We start from the raw sequence: 24,251 nt of genomic DNA, 5'->3' as shown, positions 1-24,251 counted from the left end.
GGTAAACGCCGGGGCAAGGGATTCGGCACGCCGGGCCGCTCGGCAAAGAATCATTGGGCCATTCGTAGGGACTCCACAAAGAAACGCTTCGGCCCGCTGCGCTCACAGACAGAGACCTTGACCACACCAGAGGGCTACTGTGCGAGGGAGGAACCCGTCGTACCGTGGTGCGACAAGGGATTTCGCGCTCGAGCGAGCCTCGAATCACGCTCCGTGTGGGCAAGCTCACCATTGGGGACGGGTCGAAAGGCCGTGTCGGCAGTCCCTAAACTCAGCTTGTTTCAAGGAGGGAGCCATCGTGCGCAAGGTGCTCATCGCCAACCGTGGCGAAATCGCTGTCCGCGTTGCCCGTGCCTGCCGGGACGCCGGGATCGCGAGCGTAGCCGTCTACGCCGACCCGGACCGGGATGCTCTGCATGTCCGCGCGGCCGACGAGGCGTTCGCCCTGGGCGGTGACACCCCGGCCGCCAGCTATCTGGACATGGCCAAGGTGCTTCAGGCCGCAGCCGATTCGGGGGCGGACGCCGTCCACCCCGGCTACGGCTTCCTGTCGGAGAACGCGGAGTTCGCCCAGGCGGTCATGGACGCCGGCCTGACCTGGATCGGTCCGCCGCCGCAGGCCATCCGCGACCTCGGTGACAAGGTCGCCGCCCGTCATATCGCCCAGCGGGCCGGCGCGCCGCTGGTCGCGGGTACCCCGGACCCGGTGTCCGGCGCCGACGAGGTCGTGGCGTTCGCTCAGGAGCACGGGCTGCCGATCGCGATCAAGGCCGCCTTCGGCGGTGGCGGTCGCGGTCTGAAGGTCGCCCGCACCCTCGAAGAGGTGCCCGAGCTGTACGACTCCGCGGTCCGCGAGGCCGTCGCCGCCTTCGGCCGCGGCGAGTGCTTCGTCGAGCGCTACCTCGACAAGCCGCGTCACGTCGAGACCCAGTGCCTGGCCGACTCGCACGGCAACGTGGTCGTCGTCTCCACGCGTGACTGCTCGCTGCAGCGCCGCCACCAGAAGCTGGTGGAGGAGGCCCCGGCGCCGTTCCTGTCGGAGGCTCAGAACGCCGAGCTGTACCGCGCGTCGAAGGCCATCCTCAAGGAGGCCGGGTACGTGGGCGCCGGCACGGTCGAGTTCCTCGTCGGCCTCGACGGCACGATCTCCTTCCTGGAGGTCAACACCCGCCTGCAGGTCGAGCACCCGGTGACCGAGGAGGTCACCGGCATCGACCTCGTCCGCGAGATGTTCCGCATCGCCGACGGCGAGGAGCTCGGCTACGACGACCCGGCCGTGCGCGGCCACTCGTTCGAGTTCCGGATCAACGGCGAGGACCCGGGCCGGAACTTCCTCCCGGCGCCCGGCACCGTCACCACGTTCTCGCCGCCCGCCGGCCCCGGTGTGCGGCTCGACGCGGGTGTCGAGGCCGGTTCCGTGATCGGCCCGGCGTGGGACTCCCTCCTCGCCAAGCTGATCGTCACCGGCGCGACGCGCGAGCAGGCGCTCCAGCGCGCCGCCCGCGCGCTGGCCGAGTTCCAGGTCGAGGGCATGGCCACGGCCATCCCGTTCCACCGCGCGGTCGTCGTCGACCCGGATTTCACGGCCGACCCGTTCCGCATCCACACCCGGTGGATCGAGACCGAGTTCGTCAACGAGATCAAGCCCTTCGCCGTCCCCGCGGACGCGGAGGAGGACGAGGCCGGCCGGGAGACCATCGTCGTCGAGGTCGGCGGCAAGCGCCTCGAGGTGTCGCTGCCGTCGTCGCTCGGCATGACGCTGGCGCGCACCGGTCTCGCGGCGGGCGCGAAGCCCAAGCGCCGCGCGGCGAAGAAGTCGTCGTCGGCCGCGTCCGGTGACACCCTCACCTCGCCGATGCAGGGCACGATCGTCAAGGTCGCGGTCGAGGAGGGCCAGGAGGTCAAGGAGGGCGACCTGGTCGTCGTCCTCGAGGCGATGAAGATGGAGCAGCCTCTCAACGCCCACCGCTCCGGCACGATCAAGGGCCTCGCGGCGGAGGTCGGCGCGTCGCTGACGTCCGGCGCGACGATCTGCGAGATCAAGGACTGATCTCTTCGTCCGTCCGCCGAAGGGCCTCCGGCATCCGCCGGGGGCCCTTCGGCTGCGTCGTCCTATGCTGCACCTGCCGCACGATGCCGACCGGACGGGGGAACACGTATGGAGATCCGGCTCACGGTGGACGACCCCGACCCCGCGGCGGAACACACTCGTTCACTGGCCGACTGGCTCCGACGCGACGGCAGCCGCGAGGACCGCTGGGAGACGGAGCTGCGGTACGGCACGAACACGGTGGCCGTGGTGCTCCCGGAAGAGAGCGGCGCGGCGGGCCTCGCCTGGTCGGTCGCGGCCTGGCGTGCCGGGCGCTCCGGCTCCCCGGACGTCGTCGCCGCGACCGCCGACGGCACGCCCCTGCCGGAGGAACTCGTCCGGATTCTGGCCGAGACGTCCGGGCCGCATCACAGTGGCCCGCCCATCACGGTGCTCGAGCCGGACGACCTCGATGGGATACCGCCGGTCGCGGAAGGAGCCGCGCGGATCGCCGGTGACTGGCACGTCGGCCCGCCCGGGCCGGTCCTCGATCCGGACGACGACTGGGACCGGGACTGAGCCGTGGGTGACATCGCCAAAGGCGTCCTCGGTGGCGGCTGGTCGCTCGTCGCCGGCTGGATCCTGCCCACCGCGATCAACCTCGCCGTGTTCTTCTCCGCCGTCGCGCCGGGCCTGCGGGGGACGGCGCTCATGGAACGGCTGTGGCCGGCGTCCTCGGCCCACACGATGCTGCTGCTCCTCGTGGCCTCCGTCCTGCTCGGACTCGTGCTCAACGCCCTCCAGGCACCGCTCTACCGGCTGCTGGAGGGCTACCTTCTGTGGCCGCGCCGTGTGTACGACCGTGGCTGCCGCGTCCAGCGCGCCCGCAAGGAGGCGATCGCCGCCCGTATCGAGCGGACCGGCGTCCGGGCACCGATCCAGGCCGCCCTGCTGCAGGAGCGCCTCGCCCGCTACCCGGCCGCCGACGAGCAGATCGCCCCGACCCGGCTCGGCAACGCCATCCGCCGTTTCGAGGAGTACGGGTACGACCGCTACCGCCTCGACACCCAGGTCCTGTGGAACGAGCTCACCGGCACGGCCCCCAAGGACGTCGGCCGCCAGGTCGACACCGCGCGCAGCAGCGCCGACTTCTTCGTGGCCCTGCTGTACGGGCACGGCGCGACGGCCGCCGCCGCGCTGGCGGCCCTCCCCGTGGGGACGCCGGACGTTCCGCTGCTCATCGTCACCGCGGTGGTCCTCCTCCTGCTGGTCCCGGTCTGGTACCGGGCCGCGGTGGCCGCCACGGACGAGTGGGCCGCCGCGGTGCGGGCCCTGGTGAACACGGGGCGCAAGCCGCTGGCGGACGCCCTGGGGCTCGTGCTCCCGCAGGACCTGGGCAAGGAGCGCGAGATGTGGCTGCTGGTGACGCGGATGTCCCGGCGGCCGTACCGCCCCGCCGCGGACGCCGCCTTCGCGCCGTACCGGGCGGAGCCGGCGCCGCCCGGGTGCTGCCCGCCGCAGCCGCCTGCCCGGTGATGTCCGGCATCCTTGACCACGTGACCGACTTGAGGCCCAAACGCGCCGACGCACGCCGTAACTACGAACGACTGCTGACCGAGGCACGGGCCGCGTTCGCGGAACGCGGCACCGACGCGTCGCTCGAGGAGATCGCACGCCGCTCGGGCGTGGGCATCGGCACCCTGTACCGCCACTTCCCGAACCGCCACGCCATGATGAGCGCGGTGTTCCAGGAGGCACTGGCCGACCTGCTGAGGCGCTCGCACGAGCTGGCGGACGCGGAGGAGCCGTGCGCGGCGCTCGTCACATGGCTGCGGGCCCTCATCACCCATGCGGGTGAGTACCGCGGTCTGGCCCGGGCGCTGATGTCGGCGTCCCACGACGAGAACTCGGCCCTGTCGGCATGCAGCGTCCCGCTGCGCGACGCCGGCGAACGCCTCCTGGCCCGGGCGCAGGAGTCCGGCACGGTCCGTACGGACGTCTCAATCGGCGATCTGATGCAGCTGACGAACGCGATCGCCCTCGCAGCGGAACAGGATCCGGCCGACGCGGAGTTGGCGGACCGCCTGCTGACGCTGACCCTGCGGGGCCTGCGGGCCTGACGCTCCCGTGCCCGGCCGGGCACGTATCCGTGCGTGGCCCGGTCGTCCCGGGTCGCACCCCCGAGCATGGCCGGTCCGGAGGTTCCCGGGCGCGGCCCGGTCCGGGTTGCTTGGCGTCCGGGTGCCGCTCCGGGGGCATGCCCGGGACTGCTTTCCCGTACCTGCCCCGCCCTGTCTCACGACGCTTTACGTCCCGAACACGCCCCCTGCGCGTCCCCCTCCCCCCAGGCCGACGCCGTCGCTCCCGCCGCACCTCCAGCCCCGCCGGCGATTGAGGCGCGGGGCTCGGGGCGGAGCCCCGACAACCCCGGCCACACCCAGCCCCGCCGGCGATTGAGGCGCGGGACTCGGGGCAGAGCCCCGACAAGACCGGCCGTCGGCGCAACCTCAGCGGCGGCGGAGGTCCGCGACCCGGGCCGGGCGGTCCGGGAGCGGGTCCGGTGTGAGCGCGCCCGCCGTGCTGCGCAGGCCCGCCCGGGTGCGCCGCTGCCCCGGCAGCGGCACCTCCTGCCGCGGCACCGCCGCGGCCGCGCCCGCCCCCGCGACCGCGATCTGCACGCCCTGGTCCGCCAGCGCCTGCAGCTCCGTCGCCGCCCGTTCGTCGTGCGCCGGCGGCTCGTCCGTCACGAGGCGCGTGATCACATCGGTGGGCACGGTCTGGAACATCGTGTCCGTACCGAGCTTGGTGTGGTCGGCCAGGACCACGACCTCGGCCGCCGCCTGCACCAGCGCCCGGTCCACGCTCGCGGAGAGCATGTTGGACGTGGACAGGCCGCGCTCGGCCGTGAGCCCGCTCCCGGACAGGAACGCGCGGGAGACCCGCAGGCCCTGGAGGGACTGCTCCGCGCCGCTCCCGACCAGCGCGTAGTTGGAGCCGCGCAAAGTACCGCCCGTCATCACGACTTCGACCCGGTTGGCGTGGGCGAGGGCCTGGGCGACCAGCAGGGAGTTGGTGACCACGGTCAGGCCGGGGACGCGCGCGAGCCGGCGTGCCAGCTCCTGCGTCGTCGTGCCGGCGCCGACCACGATGGCCTCGCCCTCCTCGACGAGGGCCGCCGCGAGATCGGCGATGGCCGTCTTCTCGGCGGTCGCGGACAGGGATTTCTGCGGGAAGCCGGATTCGCGGGTGAAACCGCCCGGCAGTACCGCACCGCCGTGCCGGCGGTCGAGGAGTCCTTCTGCCTCCAGTGCCCGCACGTCACGCCGTACGGTCACTTCTGAGGTCTGGACGACGCGGGCGAGCTCACGGAGCGACACGGCACCGTTGGCACGCACCATTTCGAGGATCAACTGACGACGTTCTGCAGCGAACACGAAACTGACAGTAACCCCACCGCTCGTCAGTTTTCAGCTCTATGCGCTGGATAGCGGAAATTGCGCACTTAAGAGGCCGCCAAGTGGTATAGGCGGCCTCTTAGTTGATCGGCTCCCGGGCGGAGTGCCCGGAGTTCGCCGGTTTTACGCTTCGCCCGCCGCCTTCCGGGTGTGCAACTGGCGTGCCACCTCGGCGATCGAGCCCGACAGAGACGGGTAGACCGTGAAGGCGTTTGCGATCTGTTCGACCGTCAGGTTGTTGTCGACCGCGATCGAGATGGGGTGGATCAGTTCCGAAGCACGTGGCGACACGACCACGCCGCCGACCACGATGCCCGTGCCCGGCCGGCAGAAGATCTTGACGAAGCCGTCCCTGATGCCCTGCATCTTGGCGCGCGGGTTGCGCAGCAGCGGCAGCTTGACGACGCGGGCGTCGATCTTCCCGGCGTCGACGTCGGCCTGGCTGTAGCCGACCGTCGCGATCTCGGGGTCGGTGAAGACGTTGGCCGACACGGTCTTCAGGTTCAGCGGGGCCACCGCGTCGCCGAGGAAGTGGTACATCGCGATACGGCCCTGCATCGCCGCGACCGACGCGAGGGCGAAGATGCCGGTGACGTCACCGGCCGCGTACACGCCGGGCGCCGACGTACGGGACACCCGGTCGGTCCGGATGTGGCCCGAGTCCTTGAGCCTGACGCCCGCCTCCTCCAGGCCCATCCCCGCGGTGTTCGGGACGGCGCCGACGGCCATCAGGCAGTGCGTGCCGGAGATGACGCGGCCGTCGGAGAGCGTGACCTCCACCCGGTCGCCGACGCGCTTCGCGGACTCGGCGCGGGAGCGGGCCATGACGTTCATGCCCCGGCGGCGGAAGACCTCCTCGAGGACCGCGGCCGCGTCCGGGTCCTCGCCGGGCAGCACGCGGTCACGGGAGGAGACGAGGGTGACCCGCGAGCCGAGCGCCTGGTACGCACCCGCGAACTCGGCGCCGGTGACACCGGAGCCGACCACGATGAGCTCCTCGGGGAGCTCGTCCAGGTCGTACACCTGCGTCCAGTTGAGGATGCGCTCGCCGTCGGGCTTGGCGTCGGGGATCTCCCGCGGGTGACCGCCGGTCGCGATCAGCACGGCGTCCGCGACGATCGTCTCCTCCGTGCCGTCGGCCGCGCGCACGATCACCTTGCGGGAGCCGTCCGTCGCCTGCTGACCGTCCAGCCGGCCGCGGCCCCGCACGACACGCGCGCCGGCCCGGGTGACGGAGGCGGTGATGTCGTGGGACTGGGCGAGCGCGAGGCGCTTCACACGCCGGTTGACCTTGCCCAGGTCGACGCCGACGACCCGGGCCGCCTGCTCGATGTGCGGGGTGTCGTCGGCCACGATGATGCCGAGCTCCTGGTAGGAGGAGTCGAAGGTCGTCATGACTTCAGCGGTTGCGATGAGGGTCTTCGACGGTACGCAGTCGGTCAGCACCGACGCCCCGCCCAGCCCGTCGCAGTCGACGACGGTCACCTCCGCACCGAGCTGAGCGGCCACCAGGGCCGCCTCATACCCTCCGGGTCCGCCGCCGATGATCACGATCCGGGTCACGAAAAAGTCCGCCTCGCATTGTCGATCCCGGCCTGCCTGCCCGCTCTGCCGGGGTACCGGGGACGCCCCCGGTGGCATGCAGTACGTACTTCATTGTCCCGCATCGTTCAGGCGTTCTCCCCTCGGGGGCTCCATAGGGCCCCGACCACCAGGGTTGGCATGTCCAGTACCGTCCGGCCCCGCCGCACCACGCGGCGCGGGCGGTCCTCGGCCGCCCTCCCGTACCCTCGACCCCATGTCGCTCTACGCCGCGTACGCCGGCAACCTCGACGCGCGGCTGATGTCCCGCCGCGCACCGCACTCACCGCTGCGCGGCACCGGCTGGCTCAACGGCTGGCGGCTGACCTTCGGCGGCGAGCAGATGGGCTGGGAAGGAGCGCTGGCCACGATCGTGGAGGCGCCGCGCTCGCAGGTCTTCGTCGCGCTGTACGACATCGCGCCGATGGACGAGGACTCGATGGACCGCTGGGAGGGCGTCGGTCTCGACATATACCGGCGGATGCGGGTCCGGGTCGCCACGCTGGACGGCGAGGAGGCGGCCTGGGTGTACGTACTGAACGCCTACGAGGGCGGTTTCCCGTCCGCCCGCTACCTCGGCGAGATCGCGGACGCCGCGGAGTCGGCGGGCGCGCCGCACGACTATGTGATGGAGCTCCGCAAGCGCCCCTGCTGACACCGGCGGGGGCCGCCGGGCGCGGGGTCGCGCTGTTCGTCGGAAACGACAAGACAACGATCCGAAGACCGTCGGCTGCGTCATCTACGCGCGTAGGACTTCACGGGTTACCCTCATCCGCGTGAACGCATCTGTGAATCCGGACCTCGTCGGCGCACTCGCCGACCCCCACGCCGCGGCCGACGCCGCCGCCGCACGCCTGCGCGAGCTGACGGGCACCGAGACCCACGACGTCGCACTGGTGATGGGCTCCGGCTGGGCTCCGGCCGTCGACGCGCTCGGCGCCCCCGAGGCCGAGTTCCCCGTCACCGAGCTGCCCGGCTTCCCGCCGCCGGCGGTCGAGGGCCACGGCGGCAAGATCCGCTCGTACCGCATCGGCCAGAAGCGCGCGCTCGTCTTCCTCGGCCGTACGCACTTCTACGAGGGCCGCGGCGTCTCCGCCGTCTCCCACGGCGTGCGCACCGCGGTCGCCGCCGGCTGCAAGACCGTCATCCTCACCAACGGCTGCGGCGGTCTGCGCGAGGGCATGCGCCCGGGACAACCGGTACTGATCAGGGACCACATCAACCTGACGGCGGCGTCGCCGATCATCGGCGCGAACTTCGTCGACCTGACGGACCTCTACTCGCCGCGCCTGCGGGCCCTGTGCAAGGAGGTGGACGACACGCTCGAGGAGGGCGTGTACGTCCAGTTCCCCGGCCCGCACTACGAGACCCCGGCCGAGATCAACATGGTTCGCGTGCTCGGCGGCGACCTGGTCGGCATGTCCACGGTCCTGGAGGCGATCGCCGCACGCGAGGCGGGCGCGGAGGTGCTCGGCATCTCCCTGGTCACCAACCTGGCGGCGGGACTGTCGGGCGAGCCGCTGAACCACGAGGAAGTGCTGCAGGCGGGGCGGGATTCGGCGGCGCGGATGGGGGCGCTGCTGACGAGGGTCCTGGACCGCATCTGACCCACCCGCGGTCCGGTGGCTCCGCCCCCGGACCGCTGCGCCTCAATCGCCGGCGGGGCTGAACTTGCCCGTCTTGTCGGGCTCCGCCCCGAACCCGGCGCCTCAAACTCCCCCTACGGCCTGGCGGCCGTGCCAGGGACCCCCAGCGGGGCTGTATTTCGCTCCCGCCCGGCGGGCTGGTGTGCCGCGCAGCGGCACATCAAGCCCGGCCGGCGATTGAGGCCACCGCGCGCAGCGCGGTACCGGGGCCCGGGGCGGAGCCCCCCGAACGGAGCCCGGAACTCCGTCCGGAGGGCGGACCGGGGCCGGGGCGGAGCCCGGTACCGCAGGGCGGCACAGGTCCGCGGGCGGAACCCCGAACACCGCCCGCAGGGCAGACCGAGGCCCGGGGCCGAACCCGGTACCGCAGGGCGGCACAGGTCCGCGGGCGGAACCCCGAACACCGCCCGCAGGGCAGTCCGGGGCCCGGGGCGGAGCCCGGTACCGCAGGGCGGCACAGGTCCGCGGGCGGAACCCCGAACACCGCCCGCAGGGCAGACCGAGGCCCGGGGCGGAACCCGGTACCGCAGGGCGGCACAGGTCCGCGGGCGGAACCCCGAACACCGCCCGCAGGGCAGACCGGGGCCCGGGGCGGAGCCCCGAACGCCGCCCGCAGGGCGGACCGGGGGCCGGGGCGGGCCCCGGTTTCGGGAAGGGGCGGGAGGGGGAACGGCCACGCGCCCGCCGCGCCCACACGCCCCCGTGGCGAATGCGGGACACTCCCCCGCCCACCGCGCACACTCGACACACGCAGAGACGAGAGGCGGATCAACCGTGCACCAGGACCTCATCGCTCGGGCCAAGGCATGGCTCGCGGAGGACCCCGACAGTGAGACCCGGGACGAACTCGGCAAGCTCATCGACGCGCAGGACCTCGACGCGCTGGCCGACCGGTTCAGCGGCACGCTCCAGTTCGGCACCGCCGGGCTGCGCGGCGAGCTCGGGGCCGGGCCGATGCGGATGAACCGGGCCGTCGTGATCCGTGCGGCCGCCGGGCTCGCGGCCCATCTGAAGGCCAAGGGGCAGAGCGGCGGGCTCGTCGTCGTCGGGTACGACGCCCGCTACAAGTCCGAGGACTTCGCCCGCGACACCGCCGCCGTCATGGTCGCCGCCGGCCTGCGCGCCGCCGTGCTGCCGCGGCCGCTGCCCACGCCCGTACTGGCCTTCGCCATAAGGCAGCTGGGGGCCGTGGCCGGTGTCGAGGTGACCGCGAGCCACAACCCGCCGCGCGACAACGGCTACAAGGTCTATCTGGGCGACGGTTCGCAGATCGTGCCGCCGGCCGACGCGGAGATCGCCGCCGAGATCGACGCGATCCGCAGCCTCGAGGACGTCCCGCGCGCCGACGAGGGCTGGCAGACCCTCGGCGACGAGGTGGTCGACGCGTACCTGGCCCGGACGGACGCCGTACTGACCGCCGGGTCGCCCCGTACCGCCCGCATCGTCTACACGGCCATGCACGGCGTCGGCAAGGAAGTCCTGACGGCCGCCTTCCACCGGGCGGGCTTCCCGCCGCCGGCCCTGGTCGCCGAACAGGCCGACCCCGACCCCGCGTTCCCCACGGTGGCCTTCCCCAACCCGGAGGAGCCCGGGGCGATGGACCTGGCGTTCGAGGCGGCCCGTGCCGTGGCCCCGGACGTGGTCATCGCCAACGACCCGGACGCCGACCGCTGCGCCGTCGCCGTCCCCGACGACACGACGGACGCGGGCTGGCGGATGCTCCGCGGCGACGAGGTCGGAGCGCTGCTCGCCGAGCACCTGGTCCACAAGGGCGCCACCGGCGTCTTCGCCGAGTCGATCGTGTCCTCGTCCCTCCTGGGCCGGATCGCCGACGCGGCGGGCCTGGGACACGAGGAGACCCTCACCGGTTTCAAGTGGATCGCCCGCGTCGACGGCCTGCGCTACGGCTACGAGGAGGCGCTCGGCTACTGCGTCGACCCCGAAGGCGTGCGCGACAAGGACGGCATCACGGCCGCACTGCTCGTCGCCGAGCTGGTCTCCGAGCTCAAGGAACAGGGCCGTACGCTCAGCGATCTCCTCGACGACCTCGCCGTCGCGCACGGGCTGCACGCGACCGACCAGCTGTCCGTACGGGTCGAGGACCTGAGCGTCATCGCGAACGCGATGCGGGCGCTGCGCGAGCAGCCGCCGACGGAGCTGGCCGGGCTGCGGGTGACCACCGCCGAGGACCTGACCCTGGGGACGGACAGGCTCCCGCCGACCGACGGTCTGCGGTACTACCTCGAGGGTGAGTTCAAGGCCCGTGTGATCGTGCGCCCGAGCGGTACGGAGCCGAAGCTGAAGTGCTACCTGGAGGTCGTGGTGCCGGTCGCCGACGCGAGCGGTCTGGTCTCCGCGCGGGAACGGGCGGCAGCGGTACTGGCGGCCGTCAAGCGCGACCTGGCCGCCGCGGCGGGCATCTGAACGGCCCTGCCGGGGGCAGGCGGACGTGCAGTGGGCGTGTCCGGGACGTGAGGCGCCGCGACTCGCGCGAGGCGCGGTGAGGAAAGCAGTCCCGGACACGCCCTGGGAGCGGCACCCGGAGGCCGAGGGAGTCGGCCCGCGCACAGCGCAAGGCCCCCGGAAGCGTCAGGCCGTGGCCAGGAGGATCGCCAGCAAGACCGCCCCGGCTGCCGCCGGGGCCAGCACCTCGTACGCCCAGCGGATCTGCGGCTCGCCCTGCGCCTCCGGCGCGTGCGAGCGGCGTTCGGCCAGTTCCCGCAGGTCGGCGATGGTCTGGTCGGTCGGCGCGACCCGGGACTTCGAGTCGCCGACGTCGGCGTGCACGGAGGTCCTGCCGTGCGGGTCGTCGTGGGCGGCCTGTGCCTGCCTGCGCGCGGCGATCTTGCGCTTGCGCAGCGAGACGGGGATCGCCCACAGCTGGTACTTCGTACCGCTCTGCGTGAAGATCTCGCTCGAGTACGAGGCCCGTACGTCGCTCACCGTGCCCCACGGCAGGACGATGCTGCGGAACGGGTTCCTGATCCGGATGCGGTCCTCGCCGACGAACACCGCGGGCCTGAGAGTGAAGGCGACGACGAGCGGCGCCGCCAGGAGCGTGCCGGCGAGAGCCAGCCACGGCGTCCGGCCCTCGCCGGCGACGACCGCGTCGACGACCATCCAGCCCATGAGCGCGAGCAGCAGCGCACCGCCCGCCATTCCGGCGTTCGAGCGGAAGACCCGTTCGCTGTCGGTGGGGGGCGCTGGCTGCTGGGGGCTCGTCATGGTTCCGATTCTGCCGCACACACGGGCGCGCCCCGCCGCGGCGTCCGGCACGTATCACACCGTGCCCCCTGTACAGGTCGCTACGCGCGTAGATATGCTCATCTGGTGACCATGCCCACCACCGCACCCGCATTCGCCGACGTGACCGCGTCCGACAGCACTCTGCGCCGCTTCCTGCACGGGCTGCCCGGCGTCGACGCCGTCGGTCTGGAAGGTCGCGCGGCGTCCCTCGGCACGCGTTCCATCAAGACCACGGCCAAGGCGTACGCCATCGATCTGGCCATCTCCATGATCGACCTGACGACGCTCGAAGGCGCGGACACCCCGGGCAAGGTCCGGGCGCTCGCCGCCAAGGCCGTCAACCCCGACCCGACCGACCGCACCACCCCGACGACCGCCGCGGTCTGCGTCTACCCCGACATGGTGGCGACCGCCAAGGAGGCCCTGAAGGGCTCCGACGTCAAGGTCGCCTCCGTGGCCACCGCCTTCCCGGCCGGCCGCGCCGCTCTCCCCGTGAAGATCGCGGACGTCCGTGACGCGGTCGCCGCCGGGGCGGACGAGATCGACATGGTGATCGACCGCGGCGCCTTCCTGGCGGGCGACTACATGAAGGTGTACGAGGAGATCCGGGCGGTGAAGGAGGCCTCCGGCAGCGCCAGGCTCAAGGTCATCTTCGAGACCGGCGAGCTCTCCACGTACGACAACATCCGCCGTGCGTCGTGGCTCGGCATGATCGCCGGCGCGGACTTCATCAAGACGTCGACCGGAAAGGTCGCGGTGAACGCGACCCCGGCGAACACCCTGCTGATGCTGCAGGCCGTCCGGGACTTCCGGGAGCAGACTGGGGTACAGGTGGGCGTGAAGCCCGCCGGCGGTATCCGTACAGCCAAGGACGCCATCAAGTTCCTGGTCCTGGTGAACGAGACCACGGGCGAGGACTGGCTGGACAGCCACTGGTTCCGCTTCGGCGCGTCGAGCCTGCTCAACGACCTGCTGATGCAGCGGCAGAAGCTGGCGACCGGCCGCTACTCCGGCCCCGACTACGTGACGGTGGACTGATCATCATGGCTTCCGTATTCGAATACGCACCCGCACCCGAGTCGCGGTCGATCGTCGACATCGCCCCGTCGTACGGGCTGTTCATCGACGGCGAGTTCACCGACGCCGCCGACGGCAAGGTCTTCAAGACCGTCTCGCCGTCGAGCGAGGAGGTCCTCTCCGAAGTCGCCCGGGCGGGCGCGGAGGACGTGGACCGCGCGGTGAAGGCCGCCCGCAAGGCGTTCGCCAAGTGGTCGGCGCTGCCCGGCGCCGAGCGGGCCAAGTACCTGTTCCGTATCGCGCGGATCATCCAGGAGCGCAGCCGTGAGCTGGCCGTCCTGGAGACGCTGGACAACGGCAAGCCGATCAAGGAGACCCGCGACGCGGACCTCCCGCTGGTCGCCGCGCACTTCTTCTACTACGCGGGCTGGGCCGACAAGCTCGACCACGCCGGGTACGGGGCGAACCCTCGTCCGCTGGGCGTCGCCGGCCAGGTCATCCCGTGGAACTTCCCGCTGCTGATGCTGGCGTGGAAGATCGCCCCGGCGCTGGCCACCGGCAACACGGTGGTCCTCAAGCCCGCCGAGACGACGCCGCTGTCCGCGCTGTTCTTCGCCGACATCTGCCGCCAGGCCGGCCTGCCGAACGGCGTGGTCAACATCCTTCCCGGCTACGGGGACACCGGTGCCGCGCTCGTCGCGCACCCGGATGTGAACAAGGTCGCCTTCACCGGCTCGACCGCGGTCGGCAAGGCCATCGCCCGCGAGGTCGCCGGCACGCGGAAGAAGGTCACCCTGGAGCTCGGCGGCAAGGGCGCCAACATCGTCTTCGACGACGCTCCGATCGACCAGGCCGTCGAGGGCATCGTCAACGGCATCTTCTTCAACCAGGGCCAGGTCTGCTGCGCGGGATCGCGTCTGCTGGTCCAGGAGTCGGTCCAGGACGAGCTGCTCGACTCGCTGAAGCGCCGGCTGTCCACGCTGCGCCTCGGCGACCCGCTCGACAAGAACACCGACATCGGCGCGATCAACTCCGAGGAGCAGCTCTCCCGGATCACCACGCTCGTCGAGGCGGGCGAGGCGGAGGGCGCGGAGCGCTGGTCCCCGGCGTGCGAGCTGCCGTCCTCGGGCTACTGGTTCGCGCCGACGCTGTTCACGAACGTCACCCAGGCGCACCGGATCGCCCGCGACGAGATCTTCGGCCCGGTGCTGTCCGTGCTGACGTTCCGCACCCCGGACGAGGCGGTCGCCAAGGCCAACAACAGCCAGTACGGCCTGTCCGCCGGCATCTGGACGGAGAAGGGCTCCCGGATCCTCGCGGTGGCGAACAAGCTCCGCGCGGGTGTGGTGTGGGCCAACACGTTCAACAAGTTCGACCCGACCTCGCCGTTCGGCGGCTACAAGGAGTCGGGCTTCGGTCGCGAGGGCGGCCGCCACGGTCTGGAGGCCTACCTCGATGTCTGAGCCGATGCGTCTGAGCGTCTTCAAGACCTACAAGCTGTACGTCGGGGGCAAGTTCCCCCGCTCCGAGAGCGGCCGGGTGTACGAGGTGACGGACTCGAAGGGCAAGTGGCTGGCCAACGTGCCGCTCTCCTCCCGCAAGGACGCGCGTGACGCGGTCGTCGCCGCCCGCAAGGCGTTCGGCGGCTGGTCGGGTGCCACGGCGTACAACCGCGGCCAGATCCTCTACCGCATCGCCGAGATGCTGGAGGGCCGCAAGGAGCAGTTCGTCCGCGAGGTCGCGCAGTCCGAGGGCCTGTCGAAGTCGAAGGCGGCGGCCGTCGTCGACGCGGCGATCGACCGCTGGGTCTGGTACGCGGGCTGGACGGACAAGATCGCTCAGGTCGTGGGCGGGGCGAACCCGGTCGCGGGCCCGTTCTTCAATCTCTCCACCCCGGAGCCGACGGGCGTCGTGACGGTCGTCGCGCCGCAGGAGTCGTCGTTCCTCGGGCTCGTCTCGGTCGTCGCCCCCGTCATCGCGGCCGGCAACACCGTGATCGTGATCGCCTCGGAGAAGGCGCCTCTCCCGGCGCTCTCCCTGGGCGAGGTGCTGGCCACCTCCGACCTGCCCGGCGGTGTGGTGAACGTGCTCTCCGGCCGTACGGCCGAGATCGCGACGCCGCTCGCCGCGCACCAGGACGTCAACGGCATCGACCTGACCGGCGCGGACGAGGTCCTGGCGAAGGAGCTCGAGATCGCGGCGGCGGACAACCTGAAGCGCGTCCTGCGTCCCCAGGCTGTGGACAACGACTGGCCGGCCGACCCCGGCACGCACCGTCTGACGGCGTTCCTGGAGACGAAGACGGTCTGGCACCCGACGGGTTCGCTCGGCGCCTCCGGTTCGGCGTACTGACGCCCGGTCCGGCGTACCGACGCCCACAGGCCGAAGCCCCTGCCTCTCCGTCCGGAGGCAGGGGCTTCTTCCATGGACGGCTACGGCAGCAGCCCGCCGACGACCGGGCCCGCCACCGGCAGGTCCTCGAGCGCCTGGCCCTTGGTGATGTGGTCCGTCGCGATCGCGGTGCTGACCGGCTTGAAGTCGGCGACCTGAGTGCCCACCGTGTTGTCCAGCGGGTCGACACTGGTGTTCGCCAGCGGGTGCAGCTGAAGACTCTTGAGCTCGCTGACCCCGCTCACCGAGTTGCCGACCAGCCCGGTCACCGCGCCCAGCGGCGCGGGCGGCGCCGCATGGGCCGCCGCCCCGCCCGCGCCGACCGCGGCGCCCGCCGCGGCGAAGGTCAGTCCGGCGCGCAGCAGGGCGCGGTGACGGTTCTTGGAAGCTGCGTGACGAGCCATGATTTCCCAGCCAATCGCGTGGTCGCTTGCGTACGTTACGTAGTCGAGGTTGTGACGCTCGTACCAACCGGGGGACCGAGGGGTTCCCGGCGCCCGTTCATGCGTCACACTTGTCTCCCGTGAGTTCCCAACCCATCCCGACCCGCGTCGTGCTGCTCGCGGGCCCCTCAGGTTCCGGAAAGTCCTCTCTCGCCGCCCGCACCGGCCTGCCGGTCCTGCGCCTGGACGACTTCTACAAAGAGGGCAACGACCCGACGCTTCCACTGGTGACGGGCAGCACGGACATCGACTGGGACTCACCGTCCTCCTGGGACGCGGACGCCGCGGTCGCGGCGATAGCGGAGCTGTGCCGCAGCGGCCGGACCGCCGTGCCGGTGTACGACCTCGCCACCAGTTCCCGGACGGGGACCGAGACGCTCGACATCGCCCGCACACCGCTGTTCGTCGCGGAGGGCATCTTCGCGGCCGACGTCGTGCGCCGCTGCGAGGAGCTGGGCGTCCTCGCCGACGCCCTGTGCCTGCGCGGCCGGCCGTCCACGACGTTCCGCCGCCGGCTGGCGCGGGATCTGCGCGAGGGCCGCAAGTCCGTTCCGTTCCTGCTGCGCCGCGGCTGGCGCCTGATGCGTGCGGAGCGCGGCATCGTCGCCCGCCAGGCCGGGCTGGGCGCGCACCCCTGCGGCAAGGACGAGGCGCTGAACCGCCTCACGGCCGCGGCGGCCGGCCGGCGCGTCAGGCCGGCCCCGAGCGCGAGCGCGTCAGCGGTCTGAAGGAGGGCCGGGCCCGGCCCCGGACACGGGACCGCCCGGCGTAAGGCCGGCCCCCGGCACGGAAGCAGCCCGGCGGAAGCCCGAACTCCGCGCGCGGACACGGAAGCGGGGCCGGACAGAACCCCCCGGTCTGTCCGACCCCGCTCCGTACCACGTGGATCCCCGTGTCCCCCGTGGATCCTCCGCCGTCTCCCCCGAAACGACGGCCCCCGTGCTCCCCCGTGTTTCCCCCGTTGCCTTCAGGCCACCAGCTCGCCGAAGGACTCTTCCTCGTCACGGCCGAAGCTGAGGACGTCGTCCTCGCGCAGCCGGCGGAGCGACCGCCAGATGCTCGACTTGACCGTGCCGACACTGATGTCCAGGATGTCCGCGATCTCCGGGTCGGTGCGGCCCTCGTAGTAGCGCAGGACCAACATCGTCCGCTGGAGCTCGGGGAGCCTGGCGAGCGCCTGCCACAGGACCGCGCGCAGCTCGGTGCCGCGCATCGCGTCGGTGTCGCCGGCCGTCTCCGGCAGCTCCTCCGTGGGGTACTCGTTGAGCTTGCGCCGGCGCCAGGCGCTGATGTGCAGGTTCGTCATCGTGCGGCGCAGATAGCCCCCGACCGCCGCCTTGTCACTGATCCGGTCCCAGGCCCGGTACGTGGAGAAGAGCGCGCTCTGCAGCAGGTCCTCGGCCTCGTAGCGGTCGCCGGTCAGGTGGTAGGCGGTCGCGTACAGGGAGGCGCGGCGTTCCTGGACGTAGGCCGTGAACTCGGCCTCCGAGCAGGACGTCCGCTCCCCGGCCGCCGTCCCGCTTGCCGCCGCGGTTGCGTCAACCACCGTCATGTAGGGCTTGCGCCCCTGCTCCGCGGACGACGGCTTGTGCTGACGCCCGGCGCCGCGAACGCACCCCCGCCCTCCCCCATGCTCAGGGCTGCGCCCGAGCAGGGAGGTACCCCCAGCGGCGCCGGACTTCTCGGTGCTCCGCACGACGGTGACGTCGTGGAGACGTGTCACAACTGCGCTTGAGGTGGTGCTGTGCAGTGCGTTCATCCCGCGCCCCCCGTCGAGTGGAGTCTGTTTCGTTCCGTGTGCCAAGAAGCTTGCCCGGGCTCTTTCATGGGGGTGTCCGCCGACTGTCACAGGCGCGTCACAAGGGGAGGAGTCGTGTGCATGAGGGTCCCTTGGACCCGGGGAGTCGAACTGGGGCTTCCCATGGGCCAGAATGACCCCCGTGCCTTTCCTGTTGCTGATCGAGGACGACGACGCCATCCGCACGGCCCTCGAACTCTCCCTGTCACGCCAGGGCCACCGAGTGGCCACCGCGGCGACGGGCGAGGACGGCCTGAAACTGCTGCGTGAGCAGCGGCCGGATCTGATCGTGCTGGATGTGATGCTGCCCGGGATCGACGGTTTCGAGGTGTGCCGCCGGATCAGGCGCACCGACCAGTTGCCGATCATCCTGCTGACCGCCCGCAGCGACGACATCGACGTCGTGGTGGGTCTGGAGTCGGGTGCCGACGACTATGTCGTCAAGCCGGTCCAGGGGCGGGTGCTGGACGCCCGTATCCGTGCCGTACTGCGGCGTGGCGAGCGGGAGTCGACCGACTCGGCGACGTTCGGCTCCCTGGTGATCGACCGTTCGGCGATGACGGTCACCAAGAACGGCGAGGATCTGCAGCTCACGCCGACCGAGCTGCGTCTCCTGCTGGAGTTGAGCCGCCGGCCCGGACAGGCGCTGTCGCGCCAGCAGCTGCTGCGGCTGGTGTGGGAGCACGACTACCTCGGCGACTCGCGTCTGGTGGACGCGTGTGTGCAGCGGCTGCGGGCGAAGGTGGAGGACGTGCCGTCCTCACCGACCTTGATCCGCACGGTGCGTGGCGTGGGCTACCGGCTGGACGTCCCGCAGTGACCGACGCGCACCCGCGGAACGGGACCGCCCGGTGAGCCGTGGTACCGAGGAGGCCGGCGGGCCACGACGCGGCATTCTCGTCGGCATCCGCCTGACCAGTCTGCGGCTGCGCCTGGTGGTGGTCTTCGGGCTCGTCGCGCTCACGGCGGCCGTTTCCGCGTCGGGCATCGCGTACTGGCTCAACCGCGAGGCGGTGCTGACCCGTACGCAGGACGCGGCACTCGACGACTTCCGGCAGGACATGCAGACCCGTGCCGCCACGCTGCCGCTGCGGCCCACGCAGGAAGAGCTGCAGCGGACCGCCGAGCGGATGGCGGACGGCGACAAGGGCTACAGCGTGCTGCTGATCGGCGAACGCGCGGAGGGCAAGCCGATCGCCGGCGTCTCCGACCCGGACACCTTCACCATGAAGGACGTGCCGCAGTCGCTGCGGGACGCGGTCGACGACCGGCAGGAGATCGCCGCGGGCAACTCGGTCCCCTACCACCTGTTCTGGCAGCGCACCGAGCGCGGCGGCACGCCGTACCTGGTGGGCGGCACGCGGATCATCGGCGGCGGGCCGACCGGCTACATGTTCAAGTCGCTCGACCAGGAGCGCCAGGACCTCAACTCGCTCGCCTGGTCGCTCGGCATCGCCACCCTGCTCGCGCTCGTCGGCTCCGCGCTGCTCGCGCAGGCCGCGGCGACGACCGTGCTGCGGCCGGTGCACCGGCTGGGCGAGGCCGCCAGGCAGCTCGGCGAGGGCAAGCTCGACACCCGCCTGCGGGTCTCCGGCACGGACGAACTCGCCGAACTGTCGAGGACGTTCAACAAGACGGCGGCGGCGCTGGAGAAGAAGGTCGCCGACATGAGCGCCCGGGACGAGTCCAGCCGGCGCTTCGTCGCCGACATGTCGCACGAGCTGCGCACCCCGCTGACCGCGCTGACCGCCGTCACCGAGGTGCTGGAGGACGAGGCGGACAGCCTCGACCCGATGATCGCGCCGGCCGTGAACCTGGTGGTCAGCGAGACCCGGCGGCTGTACGACCTGGTGGAGAACCTGATGGAGGTCACCCGCTTCGACGCGGGTACCGCACGGCTCGTGCTGGACACGGTGGACGTCGCCGACCAGGTCACCGCCTGCATCGACGCCCGTGCCTGGCTGGACGCGGTGGAGCTGGACGCGGAGCGCGGCATCATGGCGCGGCTCGACCCGCGCCGGCTGGACGTGATCCTGGCCAACCTGATCGGCAACGCGCTCAAGCACGGCGGCTCCCCGGTCCGGGTGTCCGTGCGGCCCGCCGACGACGAGCTGGTGATCGAGGTGCGCGACCACGGCCCCGGCATTCCGGAGGAGGTCCTGCCGCACGTGTTCGACCGGTTCTACAAGGCGAGCGCGTCACGGCCGCGTTCCGAGGGCAGCGGTCTCGGACTGTCGATCGCCGTGGAGAACGCGCACATCCACGGCGGCGACATCACCGCGGCGAACTCCCCCGACGGCGACGGCGCGGTGTTCGTGCTGCGGCTGCCGCGCGACGTCTCGGCCCGTTCCGGCGGCGAAGGGGACAGCGCGGAGGCGGACGGGAGCGACGAACGGGGAGAGGAGGACGCACGGTGACAGCGGTGGGGACCGGGGCCGGCGCGGACGGCACGGGGCGCGCACGTGTCGCGTACACGGCAGGCGCGGACGGCACGCGCCTGCGCCGCGGCAGGCGCGGTCGGGCGGTGGTGGCCGCCGTCGCGGCGGTCGCCGGGGTGCTCGCCCTCGGCGGGTGCGGGATCAGGACGACGCAGGTGCCCGTGGACGCCGGGGCGGCGCCCTCACGGGTCCCGTGCGAGGTGTCCGGCGAGAGCCTCACCCCGCAGGCGCAGGAGCAGGGCGTACCGGTCCGGGTCTACCTGGTCTGCGCCACGCGGCTGGTGTCCGTCGACCGCACGGCGGAGATCTCCGGGAGCAAGGCCGCCGACAGCCCGCTGCAGTTCGCGCAGACGGTCCTGGACGAGTTGCTGAGGGAACCGTCGTCGCCGGAGCACGAGGCGGGCTTCACGACGTTCGTCCGCGGGCCGCTGCTGGTGAACGGCGCCCGGGACGGCGACCCCGCCGGGACACTGCGGCTGAGCCGCCAGCCGGAGGACCTGCCGACGCCGGCGCTGGCCCAGATCGTGTGCACCCTGGCGGAGAGCCGGGCCGCCGGGGCGGGCGGCGGCGTGGTGCTCGGCGGGCCCGGGGACTACGCGCCGCGCGCGTACGCGTGCAGCGCGTTCACCAAGGAGCGGCCGGAGGGCGCGGTGCCCACGCTGAGCACACTGCCCTCACCCGGCCCCAGCGCCTCGTAGGAGCACTCGCGCACGGCGCGGAAGCCGGCGCGGGTCCGTGCGGAACCGTTTCCCGCCGAGTGTGCGTCTAGGGGTGCGTGCAGCGTCAAGGTTCGGGCGGCAGTGCCGCCATCCGCTTCCGCGCGGCGGGGGTCGTCCTCCTCCTCGCCCATCTGCTGCTCGTCTCCTGGCTGACGCTGCGACCACTCGACGTGATGTGGGTGACGGCGGCAAATCTGGAACCTTTCGCCGGAATCGAGACCGCCCTGGAGCTGGGGCCCGTCGAGGCCGTCCGGCACATCGGCGGCGGCCTGCTGCTGCTGGCGCCTCTCGGGGTCCTGCTGCCCATGGTGAGCGGCCGGCTCGCCGTGTCCCCGTGGGCGTCACTGGCCCGTACGGTCGCCGCGGGTGCGCTGATGTCGCTCGGGATCGAGCTGTTGCAGACCGGGGTGCCCGGCCAGGTCGTCGACGTCGACTCGCTGATGCTGAACACGGCAGGCGTGGCGCTCGCCCACCTCGCCGTCGTGCCCGCGGGCCGGGCCCGGCTGCGCCGCAGGCTGCTGCGTACGCGGGGCGGTGGGACGGCGCTGCGCGGCCGTGAGCACGAGGTACGACGCGGAGCCGTGCTCCGGGAGGGCGGCGCTCAGGGTGCTACCCCGACGATTCCCAGGGTCGGGATCGCCCCGTAGAGCGATGCTTCGTCACCTTCGCGAAGTCACCATGGAGACATCGGGAGCACACGGAGAGGTTCCCGGGAAACCACTCGCGAAGGAGCCCACCATGACCGCAATTGTCCGCCCCCGTGACGGCCGGATGATCGGCGGAGTGTGCGCGGCGCTGGCCCGGCGCTTCGGTACGTCCGCCACCACGATGCGTGTGATCTTCGTGGCCTCCTGCCTGCTGCCGGGCCCTCAGTTCCTGCTCTACCTGGCGCTGTGGATTCTGCTGCCGGCCGAGAAGACGGCCGCCGGCGCCTGGTGACCGGCCGCCCCGGGGCCGTCAGCCGGCGACCTGCCGCGCGATCTTCGCGAGCTGTCTGACGACGACGGCTCCGGGTACCCGCGGCGGCTTTCCGCCCGCGAGGTCGAACGCCGTGAAACGTGCCACGGTCGCGCCCCTTCCGACGACGACCAGGTGCACGGGCGAGACGGCCCCCTCGTCGGCGGCGACGGCGGTCCAACTGACCGTCCGGTCGCCGCCGCGGGCGGCGAACGGCACCGCCTTCACGTCGCGGTAGGTGGTGCTCCGGCCGTCCAGCGTCGCCCGGAATCCGGCTCCGCACGCGGCGACCGCCGCTTCGAGGCCGCCGATCAGTTCCTCGGCATCGTCCACGCTGTACGAGCTGAGTGACACCGAGACGGCCAGGCCGAGGTCGTCGAGCGAGCCGAGTCCCCTGCTGACGGTGTGCGTGGCCCGCGCGTCCGGTTCCGCCCCCATGGCGTCGGCGAGCGGCCGGCACGCGGCCTTGTCGGCGACGGGCTGTCCGGTGGGCGCGAGCGCGCTCTTCCCGGCCAGGACCTGGTAACCCGGGAGGTCGCCGGTGGCGAGGGCCGCCCGCTCCAGCTGCGGCGCGGTGAGCGGCACGGACGCGTCACCGCCGGTACCGTCGCCGCCCTTGGCCGCGTCGGTGCCGGGCGCCGGGCCCGTCCCCGTACGGGCGCCGCTGCCCGGGGCGGACGCGGAGCCGTCGTGGCTCGTACAGGCGGCGGTGGCCAGCAGCAGGGCGCAGAGGGCACCGAATGCACGGAGGCCGGTGGTCGTGGCTCGCATGGCGGCGATCCTGGCACAAGCGCCGCGGGGCGCACACCCGGTCCGGGTGTGCGCCCCGCGCACGTCGCCCGAGGGCGGTGTGGTCAGGCCCCGAGGCCGGGCAGGCCGCCGCCCAGGGCGCCGAGCGGCGAACCGCCGCCGAGCACCGGGAGGCCGCCGAGCAGACCGGCGACCTGCTCACTCGCTCCGGCCGGGGCGACCTCGCCGACGGCGCTCTGTGCGGTCGCGGGGAGAGCGGACGCGCTCTGGGTCAGCGCGCTCTGACCACCGGTCAGCGACTCGGCGGCGCCCGCCGGGAGCTTCTCGGTGACCTCGTTCAGCGGCAGCGTGTGGGAGACGTTGCCGAGCGCGCCGGTCGGGGCGGGCACCGTGTGGGCCGCGGAGGCGGAACCTGCGGCGGCAGCGGCGAAGGCGGCACCGAGAGCGGCGACACCGAGGGTCCTTGCAGCAGACTGCTTCATCAGGAACGAATCCTTGGGGACGGGAACATGAGCGGCTCTGCAAGCTAGCCAGCCTCGCACAGCCACCGCAAACACCGCGAAGCGGCCGGAACTTGACGACTCCGGCCGCTTCGTGTAGGTGCCGTACGGGTGACGGCGGGTGCTCAGTTCCCGGTGGTGGCGGTCTGCCTGAACAGCCATTCGGACTTGAGCTCGGCGTATCCGGGCTTGATCACATCGTTGATCATCGCCAGTCGTTCATCGAAAGGGATGAACGCGGATTTCATCGCGTTGACGGTGAACCACTGCATGTCGTCGAGCGTGTATCCGAACGCTTCGGTCAGCAGCTCGAATTCACGGCTCATGCTGGTGCCGCTCATCAGCCGGTTGTCGGTGTTGACGGTGGCCCTGAAGTGCAGCTTCCGCAGCAGCCCGATGGGGTGCTCGGCGATCGAGTCCGCCGCCCCGGTCTGCAGGTTGGACGTCGGGCACATCTCCAGCGGGATGCGCTTGTCCCGTACGTACGCCGCGAGCCTGCCCAGCGTCACGGAGCCGTCGTCGGCGACCTCGATGTCGTCGATGATCCGTACGCCGTGGCCGAGCCGGTCGGCGCCGCACCACTGGAGGGCCTGCCAGATCGACGGCAGCCCGAACGCCTCACCCGCGTGGATGGTGAAGTGGTTGTTCTCGCGCTTGAGGTACTCGAAGGCGTCGAGGTGCCGGGTGGGCGGGAAACCGGCCTCCGCGCCGGCGATGTCGAAGCCGACGACGCCGTTGTCGCGGTAGCCGTTGGCGAGCTCGGCGATCTCCAGCGCGCGGGCCGCGTGCCGCATCGCGGTCAGCAGTGCGCCGACCCTGATGCGGTGGCCTTCTTCCTTGGCCCGCCGCTCACCCTCGCGGAAGCCGTCGTTGACCGCCTCGACGACCTGCTCCAGGGTGAGCCCGCCCTCGAGGTGCTGCTCGGGGGCGTACCGGACCTCCGCGTAGACGACTCCGTCCTCTGCCAGGTCCTGCGCGCACTCGGCGGCCACCCGGAACAGCGCGTCACGGCTCTGCATGACGGCGCAGGTGTGCGCGAAGGTCTCCAGGTACCGCTCCAGCGAGCCGGAGTCGGCGGCCTCCCGGAACCAGATGCCGAGCTTGTCGGGCTCGGTCTCCGGCAGTGCCTCGTAGCCGGCGTCACGGGCGAGTTCGATGATCGTGCCGGGCCGCAGACCACCGTCCAGGTGGTCGTGGAGCAGCACCTTCGGGGCGCGGCGGATCTGGTCCGCGGTGGGCGAATTGAGGGTCTGGCTCGTCATCTGCGCACTCTAGCCCCTA

The 24,251-nt window shown here is 72.1% G+C and carries 24 protein-coding genes; 16 read left to right on the top strand and 8 right to left on the bottom strand.

The genetic code is table 11. The features are described 5' to 3' along the window. The first annotated feature begins 298 nt into the window (after positions 1-298). From OGH68_RS23045 to OGH68_RS23030, 4 genes are all read left to right on the top strand, one after another. Positions 299-2,050 (top strand): acetyl/propionyl/methylcrotonyl-CoA carboxylase subunit alpha, encoded by a 1,752-nt coding sequence (locus tag OGH68_RS23045; RefSeq protein WP_264246864.1) that lies wholly within the window; start codon positions 299-301, stop codon positions 2,048-2,050. A gap of 108 nt (positions 2,051-2,158) precedes the next feature. After that, a complete protein-coding gene (locus OGH68_RS23040; protein ID WP_264246861.1) occupies positions 2,159-2,608 on the top strand; it encodes an effector-associated constant component EACC1 in 450 nt (149 codons plus the stop codon). A 3-nt stretch (positions 2,609-2,611) separates the two neighbouring features. Continuing rightward, entirely contained in the window at positions 2,612-3,565 is a 954-nt protein-coding gene (locus tag OGH68_RS23035) for a hypothetical protein (RefSeq protein ID WP_264246859.1), read from the top strand. Then, positions 3,565-4,149 (top strand): TetR/AcrR family transcriptional regulator, encoded by a 585-nt coding sequence (locus OGH68_RS23030; RefSeq protein ID WP_413471018.1) that lies wholly within the window; start codon positions 3,565-3,567, stop codon positions 4,147-4,149. The genes OGH68_RS23035 and OGH68_RS23030 overlap by 1 nt, the downstream gene beginning before the upstream one ends. 387 nt (positions 4,150-4,536) lie before the next feature. Here OGH68_RS23030 and OGH68_RS23025 read toward each other — a convergent pair whose 3' ends face one another. Further along, on the bottom strand, positions 4,537-5,427 hold the full coding sequence (locus OGH68_RS23025) for a DeoR/GlpR family DNA-binding transcription regulator (RefSeq protein WP_413471121.1): 891 nt from the start codon (positions 5,425-5,427) through the stop codon (positions 4,537-4,539). A 180-nt stretch (positions 5,428-5,607) separates the two neighbouring features. Next, entirely contained in the window at positions 5,608-7,047 is a 1,440-nt protein-coding gene (locus tag OGH68_RS23020) for an NAD(P)H-quinone dehydrogenase (RefSeq protein WP_264246853.1), read from the bottom strand. A 235-nt stretch (positions 7,048-7,282) separates the two neighbouring features. Here OGH68_RS23020 and OGH68_RS23015 point away from each other — a divergent pair, with 235 nt between their 5' ends. The 3 genes from OGH68_RS23015 to OGH68_RS23005 all read left to right on the top strand — a co-directional run bounded on the left by OGH68_RS23015 (position 7,283) and on the right by OGH68_RS23005 (position 11,135). Then, positions 7,283-7,720 carry a gamma-glutamylcyclotransferase gene (locus OGH68_RS23015; protein ID WP_264246852.1) on the top strand — a complete coding sequence of 146 codons (438 nt, stop codon included), beginning with the start codon at positions 7,283-7,285 and terminating at the stop codon, positions 7,718-7,720. A 121-nt stretch (positions 7,721-7,841) separates the two neighbouring features. Then, positions 7,842-8,672, top strand: coding sequence for a purine-nucleoside phosphorylase (locus OGH68_RS23010; RefSeq protein ID WP_264246850.1), 831 nt, complete (start codon positions 7,842-7,844; stop codon positions 8,670-8,672). Between the two features lie 813 nt (positions 8,673-9,485). Continuing rightward, on the top strand, positions 9,486-11,135 hold the full coding sequence (locus tag OGH68_RS23005; RefSeq protein WP_264246848.1) for a phospho-sugar mutase: 1,650 nt from the start codon (positions 9,486-9,488) through the stop codon (positions 11,133-11,135). Between the two features lie 165 nt (positions 11,136-11,300). Here the strand turns inward: OGH68_RS23005 and OGH68_RS23000 are convergent, their stop codons facing one another. Further along, positions 11,301-11,936, bottom strand: a complete 636-nt coding sequence (locus OGH68_RS23000; protein WP_264246846.1) for a PH domain-containing protein — start codon at positions 11,934-11,936, stop codon at positions 11,301-11,303. A 105-nt stretch (positions 11,937-12,041) separates the two neighbouring features. Between OGH68_RS23000 and deoC the strand changes: the two genes are divergently transcribed. From deoC to OGH68_RS22985, 3 genes are read left to right on the top strand one after another with little or no spacing between them, the layout of a single operon-like run. Next, positions 12,042-12,995 (top strand): deoxyribose-phosphate aldolase, encoded by a 954-nt coding sequence (gene deoC / locus OGH68_RS22995; protein ID WP_413471017.1) that lies wholly within the window; start codon positions 12,042-12,044, stop codon positions 12,993-12,995. A gap of 5 nt (positions 12,996-13,000) precedes the next feature. Continuing rightward, on the top strand, positions 13,001-14,437 hold the full coding sequence (locus OGH68_RS22990) for an aldehyde dehydrogenase family protein (RefSeq protein ID WP_264246844.1): 1,437 nt from the start codon (positions 13,001-13,003) through the stop codon (positions 14,435-14,437). Next, positions 14,430-15,326 (top strand): aldehyde dehydrogenase family protein, encoded by an 897-nt coding sequence (locus OGH68_RS22985; RefSeq protein WP_264246843.1) that lies wholly within the window; start codon positions 14,430-14,432, stop codon positions 15,324-15,326. The genes OGH68_RS22990 and OGH68_RS22985 overlap by 8 nt, the downstream gene beginning before the upstream one ends. 80 nt (positions 15,327-15,406) lie before the next feature. Here OGH68_RS22985 and OGH68_RS22980 read toward each other — a convergent pair whose 3' ends face one another. Continuing rightward, positions 15,407-15,769, bottom strand: coding sequence for a hypothetical protein (locus OGH68_RS22980; protein ID WP_264246842.1), 363 nt, complete (start codon positions 15,767-15,769; stop codon positions 15,407-15,409). A 119-nt stretch (positions 15,770-15,888) separates the two neighbouring features. On the opposite strand from OGH68_RS22980, the gene OGH68_RS22975 reads away from it, so the two are divergent. After that, positions 15,889-16,536 carry a uridine kinase gene (locus OGH68_RS22975; protein ID WP_413471016.1) on the top strand — a complete coding sequence of 216 codons (648 nt, stop codon included), beginning with the start codon at positions 15,889-15,891 and terminating at the stop codon, positions 16,534-16,536. 239 nt (positions 16,537-16,775) lie between these two features. Here OGH68_RS22975 and OGH68_RS22970 read toward each other — a convergent pair whose 3' ends face one another. Then, complete coding sequence (locus OGH68_RS22970; RefSeq protein ID WP_264246840.1) at positions 16,776-17,567, bottom strand: SigE family RNA polymerase sigma factor; 792 nt, start codon at positions 17,565-17,567, stop codon at positions 16,776-16,778. 181 nt (positions 17,568-17,748) lie between these two features. Here OGH68_RS22970 and afsQ1 point away from each other — a divergent pair, with 181 nt between their 5' ends. The 5 genes from afsQ1 (at position 17,749) to OGH68_RS22945 (ending at position 21,702) form a co-directional block, all read left to right on the top strand. Then, positions 17,749-18,426, top strand: a complete 678-nt coding sequence (afsQ1, locus tag OGH68_RS22965) for a two-component system response regulator AfsQ1 (protein ID WP_175257369.1) — start codon at positions 17,749-17,751, stop codon at positions 18,424-18,426. Positions 18,427-18,457: 31 nt separating this feature from the next. Then, the gene (locus tag OGH68_RS22960; protein ID WP_264246838.1) at positions 18,458-20,023 is read left to right on the top strand and encodes a sensor histidine kinase; all 1,566 of its coding nucleotides are present in this window, start codon (positions 18,458-18,460) and stop codon (positions 20,021-20,023) included. An 80-nt stretch (positions 20,024-20,103) separates the two neighbouring features. Beyond that, positions 20,104-20,742, top strand: a complete 639-nt coding sequence (locus OGH68_RS22955; protein ID WP_413471120.1) for a hypothetical protein — start codon at positions 20,104-20,106, stop codon at positions 20,740-20,742. A gap of 77 nt (positions 20,743-20,819) precedes the next feature. Further along, on the top strand, positions 20,820-21,410 hold the full coding sequence (locus OGH68_RS22950; protein ID WP_264246836.1) for a VanZ family protein: 591 nt from the start codon (positions 20,820-20,822) through the stop codon (positions 21,408-21,410). A gap of 91 nt (positions 21,411-21,501) precedes the next feature. Then, positions 21,502-21,702: a PspC domain-containing protein gene (locus tag OGH68_RS22945; protein ID WP_264246834.1), complete on the top strand. Its 201-nt coding sequence runs from the start codon at positions 21,502-21,504 to the stop codon at positions 21,700-21,702. An 18-nt stretch (positions 21,703-21,720) separates the two neighbouring features. Here OGH68_RS22945 and OGH68_RS22940 read toward each other — a convergent pair whose 3' ends face one another. From OGH68_RS22940 to OGH68_RS22930, 3 genes are all read right to left on the bottom strand, one after another. Further along, positions 21,721-22,491, bottom strand: coding sequence for a hypothetical protein (locus OGH68_RS22940; protein ID WP_264246832.1), 771 nt, complete (start codon positions 22,489-22,491; stop codon positions 21,721-21,723). Between the two features lie 83 nt (positions 22,492-22,574). Further along, on the bottom strand, positions 22,575-22,952 hold the full coding sequence (locus OGH68_RS22935) for an ATP-binding protein (RefSeq protein ID WP_264246830.1): 378 nt from the start codon (positions 22,950-22,952) through the stop codon (positions 22,575-22,577). Positions 22,953-23,095: 143 nt separating this feature from the next. Continuing rightward, positions 23,096-24,232 (bottom strand): adenosine deaminase, encoded by a 1,137-nt coding sequence (locus OGH68_RS22930; protein ID WP_264246827.1) that lies wholly within the window; start codon positions 24,230-24,232, stop codon positions 23,096-23,098. Positions 24,233-24,251: the final 19 nt, after the last annotated feature.

This window comes from Streptomyces peucetius, from assembly GCF_025854275.1.
Lineage (GTDB): Bacteria > Actinomycetota > Actinomycetes > Streptomycetales > Streptomycetaceae > Streptomyces > Streptomyces peucetius_A.
This window is presented reverse-complemented; position numbering and strand designations above follow the sequence as displayed.